Raw genomic sequence first — 23,264 nt, forward strand, 5'->3', positions numbered from 1 at the left:
GCGTTGTCAGCCTGTCCCGACAAGGCTCCCCGTACAGGCTTACGCGCCGCCTGACAACCACCGCACCTCGTGGAGGGCGATAAGCGAGCGGCGACGGAGGCCATCGCGAGCAAGCAGGCCTCGTGTCCTTGTGGGTGCCACTCGTTCTCAACGGCGGCCAGGTGCTCGATTTCGTCTCCAGCGCTGTGGCGCCCAAGCTCGTGGTGAGTGCGTTGATGACCGCCGGCTTGATCGGCTTGGCGCTCGGCATCCGTCCGAGGCGGGTGGCGAGCGCGGCAGCGACCGTTGCGAAGTGACCAGTGAAAGCCCAGCTCATCGAAGCGAATCAAGAACCGGGACTCGAATGCGGGCCGGAAGACCAAGCTCGTGATCAACGAGCTGAAGACCCACACGAGCTCCGGCACTCGGGGCCTCGCTGGAGCTCGCCCAGGGGATGCCGTCTCCACGTCGTCTCCGATGTCCTCGGACACGCGAGCATCGCGATCACCGAGGACGTGTACGGACACCTCATGGAGGGCGACAAGCGAGCGGCGACGGAGGCCATTTCGAGCGCTCTACTGGGCGGACCGAAACGGGTGGCTCCCAAGGTGGCTCCCACGGACGCGGAAGAGACCGCGTGATACCCGAAAACACCAAGGCCCGTTTCCAGATTGTCCCTGGTAACGGGCCTTCTATGATGTGCGCGGCCGAGAGGACTCGAACCCCTAACCTTCTGATCCGTAGTCAGATGCTCTATCCATTGAGCTACGGCCGCTTTGCTGCCTGATCACCTGCGGTGCCCGGCAACGGGTGTAACTCTACCAGACCCCTCACCCCTGCTTGCGCCAATGAATCGCCCCGCCGCCGGTCAAGCCGCCCCCCGTACTATCGGAGCCCGACCATGGGCGCGAGAGGTCACTCCTGGGGGACGAAGAGCGTGAGCGTGTCGGCGACGCAGGCCGGCCTGTCGACGCCCTCGACCTCGATCGTGACGCGCAGGTTCACGAGGGTGCCCGACGGCGTGCCCTTGACGTCGGCGATCTCGGCCCCGGCCCGTACGCGGGACCCGACGGGAACCGGCCGGGGGAAGCGCACCTTGTTGAGCCCGTAGTTGATCGCCATGCGCAGGCCGCCGACCTGATACAACTCGCTCACCAGCGACGGCAGCAGCGAGAGCGTGAGGTACCCGTGCCCGATGGTGCCGCCGAACGGGCCGTCCTTCGCCCGCTCCTGGTCGACGTGGATCCACTGGTGGTCGTCCGTCGCGTCGGCGAAGAGATCCACCCTCTCCTGACCGATCTCCCGCCAGTCGCTGTATCCGAGATGCTCGCCCTTGGCCGCCTTGAGTTCGGCGAGATTCGTGAAGATCCGCATGATCGCACCCTACGCAAGGGCGCCGGCGGTCGGCGGGAATCGGGGGACTCGAAGCCCGGCGCCGCTCACACTGGTGCCATCGGGGACCTGACGAGCCCTGTCACGATCAGCAACAAACACATCTCCCTGAGTGACGATGTGCTCGTGACCTGCGGGGTATCAGCACACCGCCGGACCACACTCCGGCGTGGAGGAGACGTGGACGAGCAGCCCGGCCCACCCGGCAAGCGATATCGGCTTCGCGGCCTCGTCGCGGTCGTGGTCGCGGGTCTCGTCTGCTGGGGGCTCATCATCCTGCTGCTGGTCAAGCTGTTCGGGTGAGCCCGCGGTCAGGGGGACGTGCCGGCCGGAGACCCGCCCCGGCCGGCACCGGTCGTCACTCGCCGCTCTGGATGCTCTCGACCAGCTCGAGGTGCTCCTGGACCACCGGCTTGGCGGCCCGGGCCAGGTTCTTCACTTCCTCCGAGGATCCGTTCGACACCTGCTCGTCCAGGGCGAGCAGGGTCTTGCGGTGGTCCTGGACCTGTGCGTCGATCCAGGCCCGGTCGAACGCGGCGCCGCTCTTGGCCGCGAGCCGGCGCAGTTCGGCCTGCTGCTCCTCGCTCGGCCGGCCGGGCAGGTCCACATTCAGCTTCTCGGCCACCCGCTTGAGCTGGGCGTCGAGGGAGGTGTGGTCCTGCACCAGCTTCCTGCCGGCGTCCTTGACCGACTGCTTGGCGGCCTGCCGCTCGGCGGTCTGCCCGCCTTGGATCTCCGTGAGGTTGTCCTGATGCGCGGCGACCAGGAACGCCTTGTCCTTGTCGCTGACATCCGGCGGCGCCGCGTAGCCTGCGGTGACCCCTGACAATGCCGCGACCACGGCCGCGACCAGGGCGATGAGCCATCTCAGCATCAGATCCCCCGATCCTTCACCGGACGGCGAGCGCCGGCTGATCGGCTTCGACCATCCGGGCATGACGCTTCACATGCCTCATACCCACCGGCCGCGTCCTCGCTACGGCTCAGCTCGTCGCGGGCCGGTAGCCCCGCACGTAGTCGATCACGAACTCCTTGGGGTACGGCCCCACCCGGTCCGGCCCCTCGGCGTCGGGGAACTCGTAGATCCCGAGCATGAGCTGCATCGGGTAGTCCGGGGACTGCCGGATGGTCTTGACGTGCCGGCCGTCCACAAGAAACGTCACCCGGTCCGGGGTCCACTCGGCCGCGTACACGTGGAACTCCCGTGCGTCGATGGGGAGGACCTCGGCGGCGAAGTCGTCGCTGATCGCGGGGTCGCCGAACGGGTGGACGCCCATGCCGACCGCCGCCGTCTCCGGCCGTACGTCACGTCCGAAGATCTCACAGACGCAGATCTCCGCGGACCGCTCGGGCGCGTCCTCGAAGCCGATCATCCACAGCGCGACCATGGCGCGTGGATCGTCGGTGGCTCTGGCGCGCATCTCGATCAGGCCGTGGTGGGGGGTGTAGAGCCGGGCCTCCTCCTGTGCTTCGCGGACGACGGCCCGGCCCCGCCCGTGCTGGCCGACGCCGCTGCCCACCGGTCCGGAGAACACGCCCGTCTGCAGTGAGGACACGCGCATCCGGCCCTCCGTCTCCGGCGACCACGGCGGCTGGTCCTCCTCGATGAGCAGGCGCAGGCGGCCGTCGCTCACCCGGTATCGGGCCGCCGAGGCCGCGCGAGTGGTCCATTGGGGCAGGTAGCGGGGGATCCAGCGGCTCTCGTCGAGCACGCCGCCCTCGAAGGTGTCCTCGAACTCCAGCACATAGCCGGCCTTCGTCACCGGGTCCGGCGCGTACGTTCTGTCCAGGGCTTCGCTCATACGGCAATCCTGGCGCGACTCATGGGGCAGCGAGGCTCACCCCGGGGCATACGGGAGAAGACGACGAAAGTTCACCGCGCCGACCTTGGCCCGGCCCGGTTCCGAGGTGATGCTGGCGAGTGTCTGTCCCCTCGCCCCCACAAGGAGGTCTCGTGCAGACTCCGCGACGCTTCCGGCCGTCCCGGGCGGGACGGTTCACCGTCGTGATCGCCGCCATCGTGTCCCTCACCGGGGTGACCGGTGTCGTCCCCGCCCACGCGTCGGTCTACGGCTCCTGCTCGATCTCCCGCTGCTCCGACGCCCGCTCGGCGAACGCGATCTGGGCCGGGAAGGGGTATCCCACCAGCAGTGGCTGGTATTCCTGGCCCGACGGCAGGTACAACTACACCGGCGGGCGCTTCTACAACCGGGAGGGCCAACTCCCCGCCGGCGCCACCTACTACGAGTACGACGTCTACTCCCGGGCGCGTGGCGCCTCGCGTGACGCGTACCGGATCGTCGTCAACCGCGGCACGGGCGTGACCTGGTTCTCGCCCAACCACTACACCGACTTCTACCGGCTCTAGGACCCGTCATGGCCTCCGCCGCACGCCCGCTGCCACCGTGGCTCACGGTGACCACCGATCCGGTCCCGGCGGTCGTCGACGGCCTGGCCTGCCGGACCCGTGCCGCCTTCTTCGAGGAGGTGGCACGGGTCCTGCGTCTCCCCGCCTACTTCGGCCGCAACTGGGATGCCCTCACCGACTCCCTGCGCGACATCGGGCCGGTGCATCTGGTCGTGAAGCACGCCGAGAAACTGCTCGACGCCGAGCCTCCCGGGCAGTTCGCCACGCTGCTGGCGGTCCTGGCCGGCGCCGCCGAGGCCGGGCTGACCCTGACGCTCCACGCCGGCCCCGATCACGAGCCCCTGCTCCGCAGGCGGGTGATCGAGGCCCTGTCCTGACCGCCGCGGTCCCGCCGTGACCGGGGCACAGGGCCGAAGGCCGTCACCAGGGCACAGGGCCGAAGCGGTCGACGAAGCGGCCCGTTCCGCCGTCCGGTCCCTCGGTCGCGAGCGTCACGATCGCGTCGGTCCCCTCCGTCACGGTCTGGCTGCCGCTGTGCCCGTTGAGGTCGGTCGCGGTGTAGCCGGGGTCGGCGGCGTTGACCCGGATGCCGGGCAGCGCCTTGGCGTACTGCGTGGTGAGCATGGTCACCGCGGACTTCGAGGACGTGTAGAGCGGCCCCACGACCGTGGACTCCACGCGGGCCGGGTCGTGGGTCAGCGCGAACGATCCCGTTCCGCTGCTGACATTGACGATCGACGGGTGCTCCGACCGCCGCAGAAGCGGCAGAAAGGCGCTCGTCACGCGGATGACGCCCACGACGTTCGTCTGGTAGACCTCGAGGGCGTGCTCCGCGGTCAGCTTCTCGGCGGGCACGCGCGGGCCGAGGATCCCGGCGTTGTTGATCAGGACGTCGACGCGGCCCTCGTGCGCGGCGACGTCGGCCGCCGCGGCGGCGACCGACGCGTCGTCCGCCACGTCGATCCGCACGAAGCGCGCGCCGAGCTTGTCGGCCGCCGTCTGCCCGCGCTCGGGGTCCCGGGCGCCGATGACGACGGTGTGGCCGAGGTCGATGAGGCGGCGGGCGGTCTCGAACCCGAGGCCCTTGTTGGCCCCGGTGATGAAGGTGATCGTCATGGGTGAAAGCATCGCCGGGCCGCACGTGGCCAACCAGGGAGAGCGCTCCGGTAGGACAGGCAGTACCACCCTGGCGTCCGGCGACCCACGCAGAATGGGCACATGACCACAGACGAGACGAGCCTGGGCTCGACGATCCGCGCGTGGCGCGACCGGCTCTCCCCCGCCGCGGTCGGCCTGCCCGCGGGACGCGTACGCCGAGCGGCCGGGCTGCGCCGCGAGGAGCTCGCCGACCTCGCGGGCGTCTCGGTGGACTACGTCGTACGGCTGGAGCAGGGCCGGGCCACCACGCCGTCGGCGCAGGTCGCCGCCGCGCTGGCACGGGCGCTCCAGCTCAGCCGGGCCGAGCGCGACCACCTCTACCGGCTCGCCGGGCTGCAACCACCCCGGGACGGCGTGATCAGCGACCACATCCCGCCCGGGATGCAGCGGGTGCTCACCCGGCTCGGGGACGCGCCGGTCGCCGTGTTCGCCGCCGACTGGCGGCTGCTGTGGTGGAACCGCGGCTGGGCGGCGCTCCTCGGCGACCCCTCCGTGGTCCCGCCGGAGGAGCGGAACCTGGTGCGTTCGCGCTTCCCGGCGGCCTCCGACCGCACGCGCCTGGCGGCCTGGCCCGTCGTCTCCGAGAACGCGGACGCGACCGACCGGGCGATCGTCGCCGACCTGCGGCGGGCGTCCGGCCGCTACCCGGAGGACACGCGCCTGAGCGAGCTGATCCGCCGGACGCTGGCCGGGAACCCCCGCTTCGCCGAGCTGTGGCACTCCGGCGCCGTCGGCGGCCACGCGGAGGACCGCAAGACGATCCGGCATCCGGCGGTAGGGGACGTCACGGTCGACTGCGACGTGCTCTGCGACTCCGACACCGACCTGAAGATCGTCGTCTACACGGCCGTTCCCGGCAGCGAGGACGAGACCAAGCTCGATCTCGTCCGCGTCACCGGTGTCACGGCCCCGGCTCGCTGAGCCGCTACGGCGTTCAGTTCGCGCCGCGTACGAGCTCGGGACGGAACGCGATGATGAGGCCGAGCGTGGTGTAGCCCACGAGCAGGTGGGCCGCGCCGACGACGTCCGAGACGGACGTGCCGAGGATCGCCATGGTCGGGAGGGTGACGACCACCCAGCTCTCGGCGACGAGCGGCCAGAAGCGGGCCGCCCCGCGCCACCGCCCGGCGACGGCGACCTTGATGCCGATCACGAACATGCCCAGCATCGACAGCGGCCAGAACGCGTCGAGGATCCCCAGCCAGACGCTGTCCCGCTGGGCGGGCAGGAACGCGTGGAAGACGCTCCATGCCATCGCCAGGGCCAGCAACACCCGCTCGACCTGCAGCATCGCGCGGGCCACGCGGCTCACCCCGGTCGCCCTCGTACGAATCATGATCGCGAGGAGGGACAGGGCGCCGAACTGGAATGCCAGGCCGCCCAGGTCTGTGATCTTGACTCCCGTCTCGGTTGCGGGGGTGAAGCCGTAGAGGAAGCTGGCGGCGGACCAGGCCAGTGCGCCGGTGGAAAGGCCCAGCGCCAGCCGGCGTACGGTCGTCTCGGCGAGCGGCGCGGACGGGGACGCGTCGGCGGCGTGGGTGCTGGGCCGGGTGTGAACGGTCATCGTCGTTCCTTCTGAGCAGCGTGTCGTGATGGCGGCGGCGGTCGCCGCGGCAACGAGGACGATCCTCACGAACCACCGGCCCAAGCCGTCAGGGCATCGCGTCCCGATTCCCGACATATCTCGCGTCCCACGACAGATGGGACGCGCGTCCTAGGGACATCGGACACCTGCCGAGGGCACACTTTCCTGGTGCAGATTGGGATGGTTCGTCGGCTTTCGCGCCCACGCCTCGGGCCTGTGCTCCTCGCGATCGCCGTGACCGCCACACCGGTGGCGGCGCTGATCGACCTGCGGGTGCCGCAGGCCCATCGCGCCGTGCTCGAACTGCAGCCGGGCGGAGTCGACTCGACAGCGGGTGTCGCACTCGCCGCGGCCGGCATGGTGGTGCTCCGCCGGTATCCGCGACACACCCTCGGCCGCCTGATGTCGGCCTTCGGCGCCTGGTGGGCGCTGGACGGGGTGGCGTCGTCGTGGCTCGCGTACGCCACCACGCACCATCCCGCGCTCCCGGGGGCGTCCGCGGCCTTCGTCGTCTACCAGCGGCTCGGGGCGGGCCTGGTGTTGCTGCTTCCCCTGGTGCTGCTGCTGTTCCCGGACGGGAAGCTGCCCTCCGGGTGGTGGCGGGGCGCATCGCTGCTCAGCCTCGGGCTGACGAGCCTGCTCCCGCTGGCCCTGCTCGCGGCGCCGTCCGCCATCGCCCAGGCCACTTCGGAGTCCTCCCCGCTGCCCGCGCCGCTGCGCGAGCTGAACCTCGAGGCGCTCTACCTCCCGTTACCGGACGCCGTCTGGACCGGTGTGCTGCTGGTGGCTCAGCTGAGCCTCCCGCTGAGCCTGGTCACCCCGTTCGTCGTCGTGGTGCGGCGTTACCGCACGCTGACCGGCGCCGGCCGCGCCCGGATGCGCTGGCTGGTGTGGGCGGCCGTGGTCGACCTCCTGGTCATGCTGACGTTCCGGCTGCTGCCCAACTGGATCGGCGCCGCCGGCCTGACCGTCGCCGTGATCCTCACGGCCGGGTCGGTCGCCATCGGGATCGTGCGGCCGGATCTCGTCGACGTGGACCGGCTGCTCGGCGGGACGCTGGTGTACGGCCTCCTGCTCGCCCTGACGTTCGTCCTCGACCTGCTGGTCCTCGGCGGTGCGGGCCGGCTGCTCGGGCCGCGCCTCAACGAGGGGGAGCGGCTGGTCATCGCCGTCTTCGCGGTCGCCATCCTGTACGCCCAGCTCCGGCACCGGCTGTGGCGACTGGTGCGGCGCTGGATCATCGGGGACCGGGACGACCCCTACCACGTGATGTCCGGGCTCGCCGAGCGGCTGGAGCGGACCGACGACTCGGAGGCGCAACTCGTCACGCTGGCCCGTACGGTGGCCCAGGCCTTCCGCACGCCCTACGTGGGCGTGGAGATCACCCAGGTCAGCGGCGAAGTGCTGCTCGTCGAGGACGGCGAGCGTCCCGCCGAGACGCAGGCGCTCCCCATCACCTACCGGGGTGAGCGCATCGGGCGGCTGCTGCTGCCGCGCCGGGCCGCCCGCCGCCGGCTCACCGCCAATGACGAACGACTGCTGGCCGACCTGATCCGCCAGGCCGCCGCGGCGGCCCGTGCCGTACGCCTCGCGGAGGAGCTGCAACGCAGCCGGGAGGGCATCGTCTCCGCCGTCGAGGACGAGCGGCGCCGCCTGCGCCGCGAACTCCACGACGGGCTCGGCCCCGCCCTCGCGGCGGTCGCGTCCCGGATCGACACGGCCCGGATCACCGCCCGCCGCTCGAGCGAGGACGCCGACCGGATCCTCGGGACGGCCCGTCAGGAGCTCACCGGGATGCTCGCCGAGGTACGGCGGCTGGTGCACGGCCTGCGTCCGCCCGCGCTCGACGACGTGGGCCTGGTCGGCGCGATCCGCCAGCAGGCGGAACGGCTGCGCGCCCCGGGCCTGACCGTCCGGGTCGAGGAGCGGGGCGACCTCACCGGTCTGCCGGCCGCCGTGGAGGTGGCGGCGTACCGGATCGCGTCGGAGGCGATCACCAACGTGGTGCGGCACGCGAAGGCCGGCGAATGCGTGGTGTCGCTGACCCGCGACGTCGACGGCGGGCACCTCGACGTGGTGGTCGTCGACGACGGCGTCGGCCTCGCCCCGGAGACGGTGGCCGGCGTGGGACTGGTGTCGCTGCGCGAACGGGCCGCCGAACTCGGCGGGTCGTGCACCGTGACCGCCGCGGAGCCGGCCGGCACGCGGGTGCGGGCGCGCCTGCCCGTCACGTCGTCAGGGCGGACGCCCGTGCTCACGTCTACGGGAAAGGTGGAAGATGACCGCTAAGCGGCCGGTGAGGGTCCTCGTGGTGGACGATCACCCGGTGTTCCGCGAAGGCTTCGCGGCACTGCTGAGCAGCATCGACGAGGTCGAGGTCGCGGGGACGGCCTCGACCGGCGTCGAGGCGTTGCGGCAGGCCGCCGAGCGAGACCCCGACGTGGTGGTCATGGACGTGCAGATGCCGGACATGGACGGCATCGAGGCCACCCGTCGCATCCTCGAGATGCACCCGGAGATCGGCATCGTGGTGCTCACGATGTCCGAGGAGGACGGCACCATCTTCGACGCGCTCCGTGCCGGCGCCCGCGGCTACCTGCTCAAGGGCGCCGAGCCCGACGAGGTCGTCCGCGCGATCACCACGGTGGCCGGCGGCGGCGTCGTGTTCGGCGCGGTCCTCGCCTCGCGCATCGCCGGTTTCCTCGCCCCGAGGGCGCAGGCCGGTGACGTCTCGCCGTTCCCGGCCCTGACCGCCCGGGAACACGAGGTGCTCGACCTGGTCGCCGCCGGCCTGTCGAACGGCCAGATCGCCGCGCGGCTCTTCCTGTCCCAGAAGACCGTGCGCAACCACGTGCACGCGGTGCTCACCAAACTCCAGGCCGCCGACCGGGCGGAGGCGATCATCCGCGCCCGGGACGCCGGCCTCGGCCGCTGACCGCCGGGGAACCCCGGAGGGCCAGGACCGAAATGACCTATATGGATCATCACTACTATTTGCGCCGTGATGAGAAGAATGATCTCGCTGGTCGCCGCTGCCGGCACCGTCATCGGAGCCGTCGCCGTGACCGGTGCCGACCGGGCTTACGCCACCTCCACCACGTCCCTGCGGCTGTCCGGCGGGCCGACCCTGGAGATCCCCCGCACCTGGCGCGTCTACCGGAGCGGCGATCAGGTGCACGTGGTGACAGGCGCCTGCGCCAAGCCCAAGAGCCACTACTTCGAGCCCAGGTGCCAGGGCTTCTGGGTGATGGGAGCGAAGACGCTCAAGACCGGGGGCGAGGGCTTCCGGCGCTACAACCCCGTCGATGGAGCGTTCTATCCCGCCGTCGACGTGGCTCCCTGCCCGACGGACCCCAAGCTCGGCCATGTCCTCGGCAAGGCGATCGCGGTCGGCTACCGCAACATCGGCGAGGGCCACAAGGCGCACTACCGCGTATGGCCGGGACGCTGCGTCACGTACGACGACGCGACGGAGAAGTCGACGTTCAGGCAGCGTGAGTGGTACCTGCCGAAGGAGAGGCTCCTGATCGTCGACCAGTGGGCCACTCCCGGGCTCGCCACCGTGCTCAGAAACGCCACCTGGAAGAGCTGACGCAAGCCGTCTTCCTCTCCCGCGAAAAAGGAGCATCACCCGCGCTCACCAGGTCTGCCGCCGAGACGGCCACCAGACGGCTCATTCACACCCTCAAGGCCTGGCCACCGGCCAGGCCGGCGAGGCGTGTCAGCCTTCCTTCGCCTGGCCGGTGCGACCGGTCAGTGCGGCCGCGGTCAGGGTGAGGTGCCGGGCCAGCACCTCGGCCGCGGTGTCGGCGTCGCGGGCCAGCGCCGCCTCCTCCAGCCGGCGATGCTCGCCGACGTGATCCCGTCCGGGGTCGCGGTTCGCCGAGAAGCGGCGAGCCAGCTCGCTCGCGGTCCACAACCGGTCGAAGGTCTCCAGCAGTACGGGGTTGCCGCAGCCCTCCAGCAGCGTGCGGTGGAAGACCCGATGGGCCTCGGACCATGCACTGCTGTAGTACTCGCCCTCCTCGGGCACGAACGCCGGGGTACGGGCCAGACGGTGGTGGGCGGCTCGTACGCGGGCCTCCCAGTCGACGTCGCCGCGCTCGATCGACATGCGCAGCACGACCGGTTCGATGGTACGGCGGGCCTCGGCGATCTCCTGCCAGCGGCGGTCGGAGAAGGACGGGACGGCGAAGCCGCGGTTGGGCAGCCGGTCGGCGAGGCCCTCGCCGACCACCCGCAGCAGCGCCTCGCGCACGACGGCCAGGCTCACGCCCTGCTCCTTGGCGATGTCCTGCGGTTTGAGGGCCTCACCGGGGGCATGTTCCCCGCGCATGATCGCATCCCGCAGATGTGCGTAGACCTGCTCGGAGAGCATCTGCTTGCCCGGCGAGTTCGAGGGGTAGGCCGTCTGGGTCATGCGGTCAGCATAGACGATTCACAAAATAATCGATTATCTGTGTTAGTGTCGATTTTGCCACCGACGGCGACGCCCTACGCGAATCGCCGGCCCTCCGTCGGTCGCATCACCACGCACTCCGCGACACGGCCCGAAAGGAACCACGCGATGACCGCCAACGACCCCTTCGCCCGCCTTCCCGAGGCGGCTTCCTTCACCGTCACCAGCACCACCGTCGCCGACGGCGCCGCCTGGCCGCCCGAGCAGTTCTCCTCCGGAATCCCCGGCGGGAAGGACATCTCCCCGCAGCTGTCCTGGAGCGGCGCCCCGGACGGCACCAAGAGCTACGCCGTCACCGTCTACGACCCCGACGCACCCACCGGGTCCGGGTTCTGGCACTGGGCGGTCGCCGACATCCCCGCCACCGTCACCGAACTTCCCGAGGGCGCCGGCGACGACAGCGGATCGGGCCTCCCCGACGGCGCCTTCCAACTGCCCAACGACGCCCGTGTGGCCCGCTTCATCGGCGCCGCCCCACCGGCCGGGCATGGCCCGCACCGCTACTTCGTCGTGGTGCACGCCCTCGATGTCGAGTCCATCGGCGTCCCGGCCGACGCCACCCCGGCCTTCCTCGGCTTCTCCATGGCCGGTCACACCCTCGGGCGCGCGGTCCTGATCGCCACAGCCGAGACCCCCGCCTGACGAACGGCACGTCCGGACTCATCGACTCGGAGAGACGTACCTCCGAGGAGCGGGTCCACCACGACCGAGCGCCACCTCGGGCCGGTACGCGGGGATCACGCGTGGCCGGAGGCCAGAGGCCATGTCGCCGCTTCGCGGTAGAACCATGAGCCGACCGCCACCGCCACGATCATCTCCACCAGCGAGAGCCCACCGCTGAGCGCCACGAGCTGGGCGGAGAACAGGCCCATTCCCGCGTATCCGGCCATCGGCAGCAGGTAGCCGACCAACCAGAGGATCGCGCCGGCGAGTATCCGAGTTCGCGGCCCGGCCTCGAAGCGCGGCCGGATCGCCGCATACAGCCACACGCCCGCCAGCCCGTACACGAGGCTCGTCGCGGTGAAGAAGGCCAGTGTGCCCGGGCCGCTCGACGCGCCGCGCATCTCGACGCCCAGCCTGCCCATCGCCTCTGCCCATTCGGCGTTGAAGGCGGGGATCGCGCCGCCTTTGATCGCGTTGAGCGCGGTGAGCACCACCCCGGCCACCAGTCCGCCCATCGCCACCCGCGCGAGATTGATGCGCACCGTGCCCCCTCCCTACTAGTACGGCGTACGAGTTGTTGCGACGGGACCGTACTCGTACGATGTACCAGTGTCAAGATCGACCTACAACCCCGCAGGTGAGCTCGCATGACCGCGCGACGTACGCCCCGCCAGGACGCGCCGTCGCGGCGCGGGCGCGGACATCCGCCCCTCTCCACGGAGGAGGTCGTGGCCGCCGCCATCGCGCTGATCGACGAGGAGGGGCTGGAGTCGTTCAGCCTGCGGCGCCTGGCCACCCGCCTCAACGCCGGCCCGATGACCCTTTACTGGCATGTGCAGAACAAGGACCGGCTCCTCGACCTCGTCCTGGACACCCTCATCGGCGAGGTGCCGCCACCCGCCCCGCAGGGCCCGTGGACCGAGCGTGTGGCCACGGTCATCCGCGATATCCGGGCCGCCTACATCCGTCACCATCGGGCGGTGCCGATCCTGGCCACCCGTCCCGCCGTCGGTCCGAACGCTCTGCGCCTGACCGAGGCCCTGCTCGCCGTACTCCGCGAGGCGGGCTTCCCGCCGGCCGCCATTCCGACCGCTTATCAGTCGCTGCTGAACTACGCCGCAGGGTCGGTCCTCGCCGAGTGCCTGCCGGTGTCAGAGCCCCCCGAGATCTCGCCCGAGGCCCATCCCACGCTGGCCGGGCTCTCCCCGCAGTTCGCCGCTGTCACGCCCGATGACACCTTCGAGTACGGCCTCCAGCGGCTCCTCGCCGGCCTTGCTCAGGACGTCGAGCCCACTGCGTGCTGAGCGAGCCAGACTCTGGGACTTCCCCCGCTGCGGCGCGAGCCGCCGCCTCACTGTCGAGCGGTCATGCCGGGCGGTGCTTGTTCGCAGTCAGGCCTCACCCAACTGCTCGGCCAGCCGCTCCAGGCCACCCTTGATGAGCCGCCCGTAATCGTCGTCGCCAAGCGCGCCGATCCCGGCTCTGGCCTGCCGGAGATGCTCACGGGCGCGATCGAGATCGCCCAGCTTGCGATAGCACTCGCTCAAGTTCAGGTGCAGCGACGGATACAGGCCCGCTACGGAAAGCGTCACTCCAGCTTGCGCCACCGCCTCATCGGTGACCCGATCAGCGGCGGCAAGCGCGCGCAGATCCCACATCAGCTCCTGGTGCACGTCGTCCTGCACATCGGCCATCGAGTGGGCAAGAACGCAAACATGCAGCGGATCGCCTTGCTCCCCGCCGATGTCGTCCCAGATCTGCGCGAACACGTCGCGAGCGGCTTCGCGCTGGCCCTGGTGGTGATTCAGCGCCACCCCCTCGCCGATCCGGGCCAGCGTTGGATCGGCGTTCATCAGCGGCTCCTTCACCAGCACCGGCAATCGCGGTCAGCCTACTTGCCTGACGGCTTGAAGATCGAGCTTCGTGACGCCAACGGTCACAGGCCGGCTTGAGTCGGAGGACCCGGTCTGTTGGGCGTGCCTGGGTCGGCGGCAGCAGGGATGCGCGGCTCCCACCTCAGCCATTTGCGGCCCGTGCTCTCCAACTCGGGCTACATCCCCGAGCCGGAGCACTCCGCCAGAGGCAGGCTGTGGGGATCGCTTTGTTGATGGGACAGTTCCAGGCATGAACCAGTACCGACGCTCGATCTGGTACAGAGTGGGGCGGGGGCTTGCTCTCATCAATTTCGGCTGGATGGCCGCGGGCAGTTACTTCGTGCTCGTGGTCAATGGCAACGAGCGGCCATGGCCTCCCCTTCACCTATGGATTTTCTCGGGCATCCAGCTTGTCGTGCTACTGAGCAGTGTGATCGGTTGGCTTCGGTATCAGGCGAGCAAGCCGGAGCCTCTGGAGGGGCAGATAGCCGATACAGATCCAGGAGTCTCGTAGGCCGGCGCAGGAGTCAGGGAGCGACTGGAATGATCAGGATGTGTCCGCTGCCTCTCGGCCTCCGTGACCCGCGAGACGCGTCTTCTTCGACGTCGATGGCACGTTGATCGATGCTTTGGACAACCAGCGTCGCGTCTGGGCATCGTGGGCGGTGCACCATGCGCTGGATCCCGAGGAGGTCTACCGGGTGGCGCTTCGGACCCGGCCGTTGGAGACCTTCGCCGCTGTCGCACCAGACCTGGATCCCCACGCCTGCCTGATGGCACTTCACACGCTGGAGGACGAGGACGTGCGTTCCGGCGCCTACACGGCCTTCGACGGGGCCTTCAGGCTTCTGCACGGACTACCGACCGGATCATGGGCACTGGTGACCTCGAACTACGCCCGTAGGGTCCGCGGGCGTTTCCTCCGCACCCGGCTACCGATACCGAAGGTGATCGTGGACGCGGCCGCGGTCGAGCGGGGCGAACCATTATCCGACCCCTACCTTCTGGCCGCCCGGCGATTCGGCGTCCCATCGGAGCACTACCTCGTCGTCGAGGACGCTCCTTCCGGCGTGCAGGCCGGGCTGAGGGCCGGAATGACCGTGTGGAACGTCAACACGCCTGTTGCCGTGGACGGAGCGCACCGCCACTTCGAAAGGCTGCGCGACGCGGTGGACGACATCCTGGCGGAAGGCAACTGCAACCAGAACTGCGACTAGAGGCCCTGTGGAGATCAAAAAAAGCCCCCCTCGCTGAAGCCAGCGAGGGGGGCTTTGAACTGCGGAGGCTCGGGGATTTGAACCCCGGATGGGCTTAAGACCCAAACCGCATTAGCAGCTCGGCTCTTGGCCGTCCCGATCCGTTCCACCTGGACCAACACCGCTCGGCGGTCCTCCTGGAACGGCTTGGTACGGCGGGGAACTGCAACTAAAACTGCAACTAGAGCGGGCTCGTGACCTGCGCGGACGCGCACGCCTCGCCCTCCGCGCATCCCGTATGCCGTCGACCCACCGCGAAGCGGCAGCGGGCCGGCGACGGAGGGGCAAGCCCGTCTTTGCGTGTACCTCAGCCGGTCGCCGTTCCTCGGCCATCGGACGCCAAGGGTCACAGAGGGGCTTGAGCCGGAGGAGTCGGTCTGCTGGGCTCTGCCTGGGTCGATGGCAGGAGGGATGCGCGGCTCCTACCTCAGCCATCTACGGCCCGCAGTCTCCAGCTCGGCGCCATCCCGGAGCCGGAGCGCCCCCGCCGGAGGCGATATACGGTTGCCGATGCTCAGACAGGGTGCCAAGGATCTGCCTCATGGGGATGTTCAACCAGGTCATGGTTCCCGAGCCGATCCACTGCCCAAGGTGCCGCAAGGACCGCAGGGGATGGTTCGTCCAGATCTACTATGGCGATCTCATCCTCTGCGACTACCAGGTTGGCCAGGACCTCGTCTGGGAGAACCGCTGGGAGTGGACAGGGAACCCCGGGATTCCAGGCGTATGGGCGCAAGGGGTTCTCGCCGGCTGCCCCGTGTGTGGGTTCCGCTTCCGTGATCCCCACGAGGAGTTCTACATCGTGGAGATCCGCCATAACAGGATCGTCGGTGTGATCAAAGACGACAGCGGCTATGGCTGGTGGGCACAGGACTGGGTCGCCATTCCTGATCGCTGACTGGGGCCGACGGTGCGCTCGGGAGGAGAACCGACTACAGCGTGTGGGAGGCGCTGCGCTGCGGGTGGCGACTGCGTTGGGTACGGCGGGTTGGTGTGCGGCGAGCGGCCCTAGCCGCTGCCGGCCGGGACCGGCCCCCAGGCCGCACGCCCGGACGGCGAGCGAGCGACGGGCCGCGGTGCGGCGGCGCGCAGCGCCGCCGCCTTGATCCCTATAAGCGCAATCCAGCAAGTCGTCCGCCACGCGTAGGGATCCCTGGATAGCCGGGCAACCCACCACACAGATTCAGGCGATTACGTCGGAATTTATACTAGACACAATATCATCACCTAGATATCTGACAGCTATCCCCGCTTCGGCGAATGGTTCGTAATCGAAGCTGCTCACCGGACAATTGAGAGTTAGTTGCCTTAAACTAGGGATGCGGGCGAGAGGACGATAGTCTTTTATTTGTGGACACGAAAGGACAACTTCTTTCAGGCAGCCGAATCCTGAAATGTCGCCGACGTCAGTCAGCTTCTGCGATGTCACATCGAGAAACTCTAGTTTATCCAATTCCCCGAGAGGGGCCAGTGTCTTCAGCCAATTATCTTGCCAGATGTAAAGACGGGCAATTCGTTCCATGGCGGGGACCAGTTCAGTGAGCTGCGCTGTAACTGGCGCTCGCACGAGGTGTAGGCTTCTCAACAGAGGGAGAGTGTGGATAGCCTGCATCAGATCAGGTCGATGCAAATCTCCCAATCGTAGGACTTCAAGGTTGCTAAGGTCAGCGAGAGGCCGGAGACTCGCAACATTCTCCAACTCGTAGAGCCACAACTCCTGCAACTTACTGAGCCTGCTCACAAAGTCAATATTTTGGAACCTCCCTCCGCTGCCAATCGCGAGCGCTCTCAGCCTGGACAGGCGGCTTATTGCTTCGACGGAGCCGGAAGACAGATTTATATCAGTCCAGAGAGTTATTTCCCGCAGCGTTCCAGCGAGACGATTAAGCGCGGTTAGATCGGAGAACCTACCTTCCATCCACAACTCGCTAATTCGCTTAAAATTACCTAAGTCGGCTGCCACATCGACTACATCATGAAGCTGCAATCGTCTGATGGTGACTTTCTCCTGCGCTTTCCTGCTCATAGCTTGCAGTGCGCGGAGTTCTGCACGGCCGTCGATGAAGAGGCGAGCTTGGGAAAGGGGAGCATTCTCTAGAACTCTCTCGCCGTACTCTTGCGAGTCAAAGTACTTAGATTGACCCACAAGATGCTCGCCAACCACTCGTCTGTTATCTCGCGAGTAGAGGGACAGCTTTTGTAGTGCCTCAGGACCCCCGATTAGTGCCGCCGTTGCGATTGTGGCACGTGCCGCTTCTGGAGAGAGGCCTGCGATGCTGTTTGGAAGATACCTGAGCATTGCCACGCCCGCCGAGACAAGCGATTGTACTTCGTCCATTTTTCGAGGCGGGAGAAGGGCATGGACATATCTGTCTACAGTCGAACGCAGCTCCTGATCAATAGGGCCAGCCGTCTCCAGGCACGATGCCGCCAAGAGCCTCAAGCGACGAGCATGCCGGTTCTCTCGATCAGCCCGATCTAAGATACCTTTCAGTAGGGCGGTTCGAGTCGGCAGATTACCATGGCCCACTGCCATCACAACGGTCTCTCGCCAGGTATCGAGATGCGCTTTCCCAAGCAGGAGACCTACATCACCTTGTTCTGCGGCCTCACGTGCGGTCAAATATTCCTGAAAAGTTCTATGAACGAAACTAATCCTACCAGGTACGACTTCACGTATAACGCTACTCCGGTTGAGCAGGTAGTTTAGGACTCCTTCGCTATTTTTATCTGTAATCGACAGCATGGCAAGACGCTCAGAGATTTGCCTTACCGCTTGACGGTAATCCAACTCTGTCCGCCCATTCAGCGACGAACGCCACGCCAGATACTGGAGCATTTCAAGCTTAGTACGGATATCGAGGAACGGAACTGTGTCAACCTGTACTCCCCGTTCCACATCGCGGCGCTCTAACAGCATTTCAAGTGCCGCCCTATAGATCCCCATCCTATCCGGAGGCAGGGCGCTGTGACGATCCAGATTTAGGGCACACAGCATCGCACATAGAAGTGGATTAGTTGCAAGAGCCTGAAGATGCGGGGCAGAGTCTAAGGAAGATATCAATTTGCGTTCATGAATCGCGAGGCCGGCCCCATCACAAGGCGAGTTTCCGGAAGCTAGGATTGCTTCATGCCAGTGCGCAATAAGAGCTCGTACCTCAGACGGCCCCATTCGGTCTAGGACCGCTGATCCGAATCCGAGATATGCAAGCCACTGATGCTTTGCTGCCGATGGCCGCGCAGTTACGACTACTTTGATGTTCGGAAATTGGGTCAGCAGCCCCTTCAACCAATTACGTACGCTTGCTCGCTCTCCTGCTGGAATTTCATCTACTCCATCGACCAGAAGCAACGCTTTGCTTGCGGAAAGAACGCGATGGGCCCAGCCGGGCGGCATGAGCTCAACCATCGGTCCCGCAACCTCATGGATGAACATTTCTGGACGCGGCAGCGGCTTACCGACAAAACTGCGGAGTTTAATGATGAATGGAACTGAACCATTCCACTCTTGCAATGCTGTGCCGAACGATGACCTTGCAGCGTTTATAGAGAGCCAAGAAATGAGTGTAGTCTTGCCAGAACCCGCTTCTCCTCGAATTAGCGTGCGTCGACTCTCGCGTAATGCATGCTCTATTCTCAAAGAGGAGGATTCAGTATCTACCTCCCCTGATTGAAGCTCGCCTCGAGTCCAACCAACAGATGTCTCGTAGTCCGATGCCGGATCTGACGTAACACGTAGGGGAATATAGGCAACGCTGAGGCTCGTGTTGAGGCGGTAGCGATGAACATCGACACCGAACAGTTCCAGGTCGTCAAGCATCGTACTTATGTGCGTTAGATATCGACTGGTAAATTCGGCATCATGGGAGGTACCAGCTGGGGCATCCAAAGTTGGCGCAGGTATCCGTTCGAGGACAAGGTCCACCTGACGACTTAGCGAGGTTGACCGCGAAAGCAATTCAGCGATAGCTCTAGCACTGAAAGGTGCAATGTGAATGAGGAGCTGCACATAGAGAATACAGCACTCATCCAATAATCTCTGGAAAAGTGCATTGGCCGGTTCTCCGAGATTCTGCACTGCAGTCTTGAGCGCTTGTTTCTTTAAGCGACGTGCCAGGTAGTCCGGGTTCACATCGTCAGCAAACAGTGCCGCATCGGATAGGTCGGCAGACTCGAATGCGCGGATAACTTCGAACAGCGCCGCGTCTTTATCACTGCCCGACAACCCGGGCCATTCTCGTTCCAACAGCGGCTTTATTCTCTGAGCCACCAGGTCTACAGCCGCCTCAACCTCCCGCTTGAGTGCCCGCTTTTTGAAGTCGTCCGTAATACGCACATTGATGAGCTCGGCCAATGGGAGCGACTGTGACCGCTTTTTATCGCGATCGGCAAGAATCATACGCACTATGGGCAGGATCACGGCCCTGGCAACGGCGAGCGTGCTAGACATCTCAGCCATGTTAGGGCAAGACTGCGATCAAATCAGGATGCATAACTGTCGGACATCCTTATATAAGGATGTGTCCCCGCCGAAATTATCGCTAGCGCCTTGGGCTGCTGGTGGTGCCCGCTTCGGGCTGCACTGCATGGTGGTAGAAACAGCCATGTGATTGATCGGCGAGATCGACTGCGTGAGCTGGGTGAACTGCTGCGACGGCTGCGCAGGGATGCGGGGCTGACCGGCAAGGAGTTGGCGCAGCGCGCTGGGGTGGCGCAGCCGACGATTTCGCGGATGGAGACGGGGCGGCTGTTGCCGACTCCGGAGACGGTTGAGCGGGTGTCAGCTGCTCTCCAGCTAGCTGACGACACTCGCTCAGAGTTGGACGCGCTGCTCTTGCGTCTGCGTGATGAGGTGTCCCGACTGAAGGGCGGGCTTGCCGGCCGGGAGGCGGCGAACGCAGCCCGTGTGCGATCGTCGAAGTGGATGGCAGTCTTCTCGTCCGCGGTGATCCCAGCCCTGTTGCAAACGGCCGAGTATGCGCGGCTAGCGTTGGCGATCGGCCGGGATGTGGATGAGGACGATGCGGCCAAGGCCGCCGCCGTACGGGTCGATGCGCAAGCGGTGCTGTTCGAGGAGGGCCGGCGGTTCGCCTTCGTGCTGACTGAGGGCGCCGTCCGTACCTGGCCGGGGTCGCCGTCGTTGATGCTGGCTCAGCTCGATCGGTTGGCCCAGGTGTCCACGTTGCCACATGTTCGGCTCGGCGTCGTGCCGTGGAAGACAGAGGCACCAGCCCTCCCGCTGCATGGGTTCACCATCTTCGACGGATCCGTGAGTGTGGTGGAGAGCCTGACCGGTGACCTCACGCTGACGGAGGCGGCCGAGATCGGTGCTCATGAAGAGGCGTTCGAGGCGTTCGCGGGCGCGGCCGTGTACGGGGATGAGCTGCGGGCGCTGCTGGGCGAGATCGCAGCGGACTTCCGGGAGCTGGCGAAGCAGCTCGATGACTGACGCATTTATGCGTCGTATTCCTTGAGAACCTTCTAGCGTTGGTCATACGCTCCAGCCAAAGGCATGTCTAGCCCCCTATACGACGGAGCGTGTCCCATGCCCCCATGGCGCCTGTCCCGGCACTTCCTCGGCCGTCCCGCCTCGGTCACCGAAGCTCGGCGCTTCATCACCGCAACCCTCGGCGCCTGGCCGGTCGTCGAATCGGTCGAGCTGATCGTGAGCGAACTGGCGACCAACGCCGTCCGGCATACCGCCTCGGCCCGGTTCGGCGGCAAGTTCATCGTCAACATCCAGGCCGAACCCGATCAGGTCTGGGTCGGCGTCGCCGACGAGGGCGGCCCCGGCGTCCCCCGGCTGGTGCGGCCCAGCGACGACGAGGGCGGCCGCGGCCTGTTTCTGGTCGCCTCCCTGGCCGACAACTGGGGCGTGTACGGCGGCCAGGCCGGCCGTACCGCCTGGGCACTACTTAAGGTCGACCCCATCGCCGCCGCCGCACAGGCCACGTCCCGGTCATGAGCTGCGTAAGCCCGCACGTCCCCGATCGCCGGCAGCCCGGGGGCACGAAACTGGACTGGTTCGAGCCCTCGGACGGAGCGCGAGTGCGCGTGCTCGCCTGGACCTGCGACTGCCTGGCCATGGTCTACGAGTTGTGCCAGGCGGGTGGGCAGGGGTTCATCCGGCGCACCCTCCAAAACGAGGACGCTCCCGAGATCCGCGAGACCCACCGCTGGCCCCTCGCTGAGGCGCGCGATGTCTGGGCGGCGCTGCTCACGGGGATGGTGCGGTGAGCCCGCGCGGTGTCCCCAACCGGCGCTCAGCGATCCGGGCTGTGGACCCAACCACCGGCAAACCCGCCAAAACCGTACTGTCAAGAGGGATAGACGGCATTTCGTCTAGGGGCCTAGACTCGTGTGCGCACCATCGAGGAGGAACCGTGCCACCGAGCGACCTGGACAAAATCGCCGCCATCGACGATCCCTACCTGCTGCTCCGGGTCGCCACCGAACGGCTTAACACCGCCCAGCAAGAAGTCACCGAACTGGCCCGCCTGCGCCGCCGCGTCATCCAAGAACTCCACGCCCAAGGCATGTCGTACGCCCAGATCGCCGAGAAAGCCGGCCTGTCCCGCGGGCGTATCCACCAGATCCGCCACACCGGCCCCGCCCCCGAAGGCGCCTTCCTCGGCGTCGGAACCGTCACCGTCGTGACCCCTCTGCGGCACGATGTCGCGACGGGCCGCTCCATGGTCGCCCTGGACGACATGCGCGCCGGCAAGCGCCTGGAAGACCTCGCCCGCACCTTCGGCCTGACCGTCGCCACCGACAACGTCACCGTGGGCGGGCAGATCGACCTCAACCGCCCAGGGCTGCTCGTCATCTGCGGCCCCCGCATGTCCGACGCCATGCGGGCCGCCTACGACGCCGACCCGGTCATCCGCTGGGACCGCGACGACACCGGCTGGAAGCTCGTCGACACTCGCACCGGCCGCGAATACCGCTCCGGCTCCCAGCTCGACCCCGCCCAGCCGACCGACTCGGCCTTCCTCGGCCGCCTGCCCCGCCCGGACGGCAACGGGTCGTTCCTGGCCATCGCCGGTATCCACCCCAACGGCTCCCTCGGCGTCATCCACCTACTCGCCAGCGAGATCGCCACACTGTGGGGGCAGGTCGGCGACCGCCGCTTCTCCTGCGTGGTCGGCGTCGAATACGACCCCCAAACCGGGGAACCAGTGCGGGCGGAACTGGCCAGCCCGCTCTACCGGCACGAGGACACCTGATGCGCGTCGCCTTCGCCAGCCAACCCGCCTACCCCGACCGGCCCAACGAAGACTTCATCGGCGCCACCGCCGACGCCGTCGTCCTCCTCGACGGCGCCAGCATCCCACCAGGTGTCACCTCGACCTGCTCGCACAGCGTGCGGTGGTACTCCCACACCCTCGGCTCCACCCTGCTCGCCGAGATAACCCAAAGCGCCGGCCCCCTGCCCGAACTCCTCGCCCAGGGCATCAAGCACGTCACCTCACTGCACGACTTCACCTGCGACCTGACCCACGGCGGCTCCCCCTCCGCAACCGTCATCATGCTCCGCCAAACCGCCGACCACCTCGACTGGCTCGTCCTCGGCGACTCCACCCTCATCCTCGACACCGGCACCACCGAGCCGGAAGTGATCTGCGACGACCGGCTAGAACAGGTCGCCGCACCCCACCGCGCACGGCTCGACAGCCTGCGCGGCGGCACACCCGAGCACGCTGAAGCCCGCCGCGAGTACGTCGAAACCCTCGGCACCTACCGCAACCGCGACGGTGGCTTCTGGGTCGCCTCCACCGACCCCCTCGCCGCCGACCAAGCCCTCACCGGCACCATCCACACCGACCAGGTACGCGCCGCAGCCCTGCTAACCGACGGGACTGCCGACGCCGTCAGCCGCTATGGCCTAATGACCTGGCGACAGCTCCTCGACACCCTGGCGCAGGACGGATCAGCCGAACTGATTCGCCGAGTCCGCGAGGCTGAGCAGTCAGACCCGCACGGGGAGCGCTGGCCGCGTAGCAAGCCCCACGACGACGCAACGGCGGCCTACTGTCACATCACTTGACCTACTCCACCCACCACCAGCCGTTGCCAAGGTCGCGGACCGGATAGCCGACATCGCCTGCCGCGGTCTCTACCACCCTCTGACTGCCGTTTGGCAGGTAAGCGATCCCCGCCCCGGTCTCCCCTCGCCACTGATCAATGAATACGGGCAGGTAGAGCGCGTTACCTTGCCGCTCGACCTTGCCGTTCACCGACAGGTGCTCCATCCATGAGGGCACCGTCATCGGTCGGCCGCTTTCATAGGCGTTGGCCAGTGCGGCGAAGGTGTCGCGATGGAGCCAGAACATCCCATCCACATAGAGGGCATTCCAGTGCGTCATGCGGACACCGGCCCACACGGTCAGCATGACAACGGTCGTCACGACACATCGGCTGTACGCCCTGCCCGCCAGATAGGCAAACGCAGTCTTCGTTGACCAGACGATCGCCCATCCCCAGGCCATCAAGATCACGATCCAACTGAGCCGCAGGCTCATCCGGGAAA

At 67.1% G+C, this 23,264-nt stretch carries 26 protein-coding genes, 1 tRNA gene and 1 pseudogene; 17 read left to right on the forward strand and 11 right to left on the reverse strand.

The genetic code is table 11. The features are described from left to right. The first annotated feature begins 122 nt into the window (after positions 1–122). Entirely contained in the window at positions 123–296 is a 174-nt protein-coding gene (locus ACWEQG_RS14855; protein ID WP_452284894.1) for a hypothetical protein, read from the forward strand. Positions 297–681: 385 nt separating this feature from the next. Here ACWEQG_RS14855 and ACWEQG_RS14860 read toward each other — a convergent pair. Both ACWEQG_RS14860 and ACWEQG_RS14865 read right to left on the reverse strand, forming a co-directional pair. Then, positions 682–754, reverse strand: a tRNA-Arg gene (locus ACWEQG_RS14860). Between the two features lie 140 nt (positions 755–894). After that, a complete protein-coding gene (locus ACWEQG_RS14865; RefSeq protein WP_452284896.1) occupies positions 895–1,353 on the reverse strand; it encodes a MaoC family dehydratase in 459 nt (152 codons plus the stop codon). A gap of 198 nt (positions 1,354–1,551) precedes the next feature. Between ACWEQG_RS14865 and ACWEQG_RS14870 the strand changes: the two genes are divergently transcribed. After that, on the forward strand, positions 1,552–1,674 hold the full coding sequence (locus ACWEQG_RS14870; RefSeq protein ID WP_452284898.1) for a hypothetical protein: 123 nt from the start codon (positions 1,552–1,554) through the stop codon (positions 1,672–1,674). Positions 1,675–1,729: 55 nt separating this feature from the next. On the opposite strand, the gene ACWEQG_RS14875 is transcribed toward ACWEQG_RS14870, so the two are convergent. Both ACWEQG_RS14875 and ACWEQG_RS14880 read right to left on the reverse strand, forming a co-directional pair. After that, positions 1,730–2,245, reverse strand: a complete 516-nt coding sequence (locus ACWEQG_RS14875) for a DUF4142 domain-containing protein (RefSeq protein ID WP_452284900.1) — start codon at positions 2,243–2,245, stop codon at positions 1,730–1,732. 109 nt (positions 2,246–2,354) lie between these two features. Continuing rightward, positions 2,355–3,173, reverse strand: coding sequence for a glycoside hydrolase family 16 protein (locus tag ACWEQG_RS14880; protein ID WP_452284902.1), 819 nt, complete (start codon positions 3,171–3,173; stop codon positions 2,355–2,357). Between the two features lie 152 nt (positions 3,174–3,325). Here ACWEQG_RS14880 and ACWEQG_RS14885 point away from each other — a divergent pair, with 152 nt between their 5' ends. Together ACWEQG_RS14885 and ACWEQG_RS14890 are read left to right on the forward strand one after the other, a co-directional pair. Next, positions 3,326–3,739 (forward strand): ribonuclease domain-containing protein, encoded by a 414-nt coding sequence (locus ACWEQG_RS14885; protein ID WP_452284904.1) that lies wholly within the window; start codon positions 3,326–3,328, stop codon positions 3,737–3,739. A gap of 8 nt (positions 3,740–3,747) precedes the next feature. Continuing rightward, a complete protein-coding gene (locus ACWEQG_RS14890; RefSeq protein ID WP_452284906.1) occupies positions 3,748–4,116 on the forward strand; it encodes a barstar family protein in 369 nt (122 codons plus the stop codon). 43 nt (positions 4,117–4,159) lie between these two features. Here ACWEQG_RS14890 and ACWEQG_RS14895 read toward each other — a convergent pair whose 3' ends face one another. After that, the gene (locus tag ACWEQG_RS14895) at positions 4,160–4,855 is read right to left on the reverse strand and encodes an SDR family NAD(P)-dependent oxidoreductase (protein ID WP_452284908.1); all 696 of its coding nucleotides are present in this window, start codon (positions 4,853–4,855) and stop codon (positions 4,160–4,162) included. Positions 4,856–4,957: 102 nt separating this feature from the next. Between ACWEQG_RS14895 and ACWEQG_RS14900 the strand changes: the two genes are divergently transcribed. After that, positions 4,958–5,818, forward strand: coding sequence for a helix-turn-helix domain-containing protein (locus tag ACWEQG_RS14900; RefSeq protein WP_452284910.1), 861 nt, complete (start codon positions 4,958–4,960; stop codon positions 5,816–5,818). Positions 5,819–5,831: 13 nt separating this feature from the next. Here the strand turns inward: ACWEQG_RS14900 and ACWEQG_RS14905 are convergent, their stop codons facing one another. Further along, positions 5,832–6,461 carry a hypothetical protein gene (locus ACWEQG_RS14905; protein WP_452284912.1) on the reverse strand — a complete coding sequence of 210 codons (630 nt, stop codon included), beginning with the start codon at positions 6,459–6,461 and terminating at the stop codon, positions 5,832–5,834. A 237-nt stretch (positions 6,462–6,698) separates the two neighbouring features. Between ACWEQG_RS14905 and ACWEQG_RS14910 the strand changes: the two genes are divergently transcribed. The 3 genes from ACWEQG_RS14910 to ACWEQG_RS14920 all read left to right on the forward strand — a co-directional run bounded on the left by ACWEQG_RS14910 (position 6,699) and on the right by ACWEQG_RS14920 (position 10,074). Continuing rightward, on the forward strand, positions 6,699–8,771 hold the full coding sequence (locus tag ACWEQG_RS14910; protein WP_452284914.1) for a sensor histidine kinase: 2,073 nt from the start codon (positions 6,699–6,701) through the stop codon (positions 8,769–8,771). After that, positions 8,761–9,417, forward strand: coding sequence for a response regulator (locus ACWEQG_RS14915; protein WP_452284916.1), 657 nt, complete (start codon positions 8,761–8,763; stop codon positions 9,415–9,417). Before ACWEQG_RS14910 ends, ACWEQG_RS14915 begins: the two co-directional genes overlap by 11 nt. A gap of 69 nt (positions 9,418–9,486) precedes the next feature. After that, a complete protein-coding gene (locus ACWEQG_RS14920; RefSeq protein WP_452284918.1) occupies positions 9,487–10,074 on the forward strand; it encodes a hypothetical protein in 588 nt (195 codons plus the stop codon). Positions 10,075–10,203: 129 nt separating this feature from the next. On the opposite strand, the gene ACWEQG_RS14925 is transcribed toward ACWEQG_RS14920, so the two are convergent. After that, on the reverse strand, positions 10,204–10,902 hold the full coding sequence (locus tag ACWEQG_RS14925) for a GntR family transcriptional regulator (protein WP_452284920.1): 699 nt from the start codon (positions 10,900–10,902) through the stop codon (positions 10,204–10,206). 147 nt (positions 10,903–11,049) lie between these two features. Between ACWEQG_RS14925 and ACWEQG_RS14930 the strand changes: the two genes are divergently transcribed. Continuing rightward, complete coding sequence (locus tag ACWEQG_RS14930) at positions 11,050–11,583, forward strand: YbhB/YbcL family Raf kinase inhibitor-like protein (protein ID WP_452284922.1); 534 nt, start codon at positions 11,050–11,052, stop codon at positions 11,581–11,583. A 95-nt stretch (positions 11,584–11,678) separates the two neighbouring features. On the opposite strand, the gene ACWEQG_RS14935 is transcribed toward ACWEQG_RS14930, so the two are convergent. Next, entirely contained in the window at positions 11,679–12,146 is a 468-nt protein-coding gene (locus ACWEQG_RS14935) for a hypothetical protein (protein WP_452284924.1), read from the reverse strand. 105 nt (positions 12,147–12,251) lie between these two features. Here ACWEQG_RS14935 and ACWEQG_RS14940 point away from each other — a divergent pair, with 105 nt between their 5' ends. After that, positions 12,252–12,908: a TetR/AcrR family transcriptional regulator gene (locus tag ACWEQG_RS14940; protein WP_452284926.1), complete on the forward strand. Its 657-nt coding sequence runs from the start codon at positions 12,252–12,254 to the stop codon at positions 12,906–12,908. A gap of 87 nt (positions 12,909–12,995) precedes the next feature. Here the strand turns inward: ACWEQG_RS14940 and ACWEQG_RS14945 are convergent, their stop codons facing one another. Further along, complete coding sequence (locus ACWEQG_RS14945) at positions 12,996–13,478, reverse strand: hypothetical protein (RefSeq protein WP_452285115.1); 483 nt, start codon at positions 13,476–13,478, stop codon at positions 12,996–12,998. Positions 13,479–14,083: 605 nt separating this feature from the next. Here ACWEQG_RS14945 and ACWEQG_RS14950 point away from each other — a divergent pair. Then, positions 14,084–14,695, forward strand: a pseudogene (locus ACWEQG_RS14950) (HAD-IA family hydrolase); the annotation flags it as partial. Positions 14,696–15,275: 580 nt separating this feature from the next. Continuing rightward, entirely contained in the window at positions 15,276–15,632 is a 357-nt protein-coding gene (locus tag ACWEQG_RS14955) for a hypothetical protein (RefSeq protein ID WP_452284928.1), read from the forward strand. A 285-nt stretch (positions 15,633–15,917) separates the two neighbouring features. Here ACWEQG_RS14955 and ACWEQG_RS14960 read toward each other — a convergent pair whose 3' ends face one another. After that, the gene (locus ACWEQG_RS14960) at positions 15,918–19,184 is read right to left on the reverse strand and encodes an NACHT domain-containing protein (RefSeq protein ID WP_452284930.1); all 3,267 of its coding nucleotides are present in this window, start codon (positions 19,182–19,184) and stop codon (positions 15,918–15,920) included. Positions 19,185–19,340: 156 nt separating this feature from the next. On the opposite strand from ACWEQG_RS14960, the gene ACWEQG_RS14965 reads away from it, so the two are divergent. The 5 genes from ACWEQG_RS14965 (at position 19,341) to ACWEQG_RS14985 (ending at position 22,781) form a co-directional block, all read left to right on the forward strand. Next, on the forward strand, positions 19,341–20,183 hold the full coding sequence (locus ACWEQG_RS14965; RefSeq protein ID WP_452284933.1) for a helix-turn-helix domain-containing protein: 843 nt from the start codon (positions 19,341–19,343) through the stop codon (positions 20,181–20,183). A 96-nt stretch (positions 20,184–20,279) separates the two neighbouring features. Continuing rightward, entirely contained in the window at positions 20,280–20,699 is a 420-nt protein-coding gene (locus ACWEQG_RS14970; protein WP_452284935.1) for an ATP-binding protein, read from the forward strand. Continuing rightward, positions 20,696–20,971 (forward strand): hypothetical protein, encoded by a 276-nt coding sequence (locus ACWEQG_RS14975; protein ID WP_452284938.1) that lies wholly within the window; start codon positions 20,696–20,698, stop codon positions 20,969–20,971. The genes ACWEQG_RS14970 and ACWEQG_RS14975 overlap by 4 nt, the downstream gene beginning before the upstream one ends. 146 nt (positions 20,972–21,117) lie before the next feature. Then, on the forward strand, positions 21,118–21,960 hold the full coding sequence (locus ACWEQG_RS14980; protein ID WP_452284940.1) for a sigma factor-like helix-turn-helix DNA-binding protein: 843 nt from the start codon (positions 21,118–21,120) through the stop codon (positions 21,958–21,960). Next, entirely contained in the window at positions 21,960–22,781 is an 822-nt protein-coding gene (locus tag ACWEQG_RS14985; protein WP_452284942.1) for an integrase, read from the forward strand. Before ACWEQG_RS14980 ends, ACWEQG_RS14985 begins: the two co-directional genes overlap by 1 nt. A 1-nt stretch (position 22,782) precedes the next feature. On the opposite strand, the gene ACWEQG_RS14990 is transcribed toward ACWEQG_RS14985, so the two are convergent. Then, positions 22,783–23,256 (reverse strand): hypothetical protein, encoded by a 474-nt coding sequence (locus tag ACWEQG_RS14990; RefSeq protein ID WP_452284944.1) that lies wholly within the window; start codon positions 23,254–23,256, stop codon positions 22,783–22,785. Positions 23,257–23,264: the final 8 nt, after the last annotated feature.

Source organism: Microbispora sp. NPDC004025 (assembly GCF_053604425.1).

What these genes read in the sequence shown, in the direction of transcription:
- ACWEQG_RS14940 (WP_452284926.1), top strand. Translation starts at nt 12,252, where the DNA reads ATGACCGCGCGACGTACGCCCCGCCAGGACGCGCCGTCGCGGCGCGGG.
- ACWEQG_RS14865 (WP_452284896.1), bottom strand. Translation starts at nt 1,353, where the DNA reads ATGCGGATCTTCACGAATCTCGCCGAACTCAAGGCGGCCAAGGGCGAG.
- ACWEQG_RS14925 (WP_452284920.1), bottom strand. Translation starts at nt 10,902, where the DNA reads ATGACCCAGACGGCCTACCCCTCGAACTCGCCGGGCAAGCAGATGCTC.
- ACWEQG_RS14915 (WP_452284916.1), top strand. Translation starts at nt 8,761, where the DNA reads ATGACCGCTAAGCGGCCGGTGAGGGTCCTCGTGGTGGACGATCACCCG.
- ACWEQG_RS14920 (WP_452284918.1), top strand. Translation starts at nt 9,487, where the DNA reads ATGAGAAGAATGATCTCGCTGGTCGCCGCTGCCGGCACCGTCATCGGA.
- ACWEQG_RS14960 (WP_452284930.1), bottom strand. Translation starts at nt 19,184, where the DNA reads ATGTCTAGCACGCTCGCCGTTGCCAGGGCCGTGATCCTGCCCATAGTG.
- ACWEQG_RS14975 (WP_452284938.1), top strand. Translation starts at nt 20,696, where the DNA reads ATGAGCTGCGTAAGCCCGCACGTCCCCGATCGCCGGCAGCCCGGGGGC.
- ACWEQG_RS14985 (WP_452284942.1), top strand. Translation starts at nt 21,960, where the DNA reads ATGCGCGTCGCCTTCGCCAGCCAACCCGCCTACCCCGACCGGCCCAAC.
- ACWEQG_RS14905 (WP_452284912.1), bottom strand. Translation starts at nt 6,461, where the DNA reads ATGACCGTTCACACCCGGCCCAGCACCCACGCCGCCGACGCGTCCCCG.
- ACWEQG_RS14900 (WP_452284910.1), top strand. Translation starts at nt 4,958, where the DNA reads ATGACCACAGACGAGACGAGCCTGGGCTCGACGATCCGCGCGTGGCGC.
- ACWEQG_RS14930 (WP_452284922.1), top strand. Translation starts at nt 11,050, where the DNA reads ATGACCGCCAACGACCCCTTCGCCCGCCTTCCCGAGGCGGCTTCCTTC.
- ACWEQG_RS14890 (WP_452284906.1), top strand. Translation starts at nt 3,748, where the DNA reads ATGGCCTCCGCCGCACGCCCGCTGCCACCGTGGCTCACGGTGACCACC.
- ACWEQG_RS14875 (WP_452284900.1), bottom strand. Translation starts at nt 2,245, where the DNA reads ATGCTGAGATGGCTCATCGCCCTGGTCGCGGCCGTGGTCGCGGCATTG.
- ACWEQG_RS14955 (WP_452284928.1), top strand. Translation starts at nt 15,276, where the DNA reads ATGGGGATGTTCAACCAGGTCATGGTTCCCGAGCCGATCCACTGCCCA.
- ACWEQG_RS14970 (WP_452284935.1), top strand. Translation starts at nt 20,280, where the DNA reads ATGCCCCCATGGCGCCTGTCCCGGCACTTCCTCGGCCGTCCCGCCTCG.
- ACWEQG_RS14895 (WP_452284908.1), bottom strand. Translation starts at nt 4,855, where the DNA reads ATGACGATCACCTTCATCACCGGGGCCAACAAGGGCCTCGGGTTCGAG.
- ACWEQG_RS14880 (WP_452284902.1), bottom strand. Translation starts at nt 3,173, where the DNA reads ATGAGCGAAGCCCTGGACAGAACGTACGCGCCGGACCCGGTGACGAAG.
- ACWEQG_RS14990 (WP_452284944.1), bottom strand. Translation starts at nt 23,256, where the DNA reads ATGAGCCTGCGGCTCAGTTGGATCGTGATCTTGATGGCCTGGGGATGG.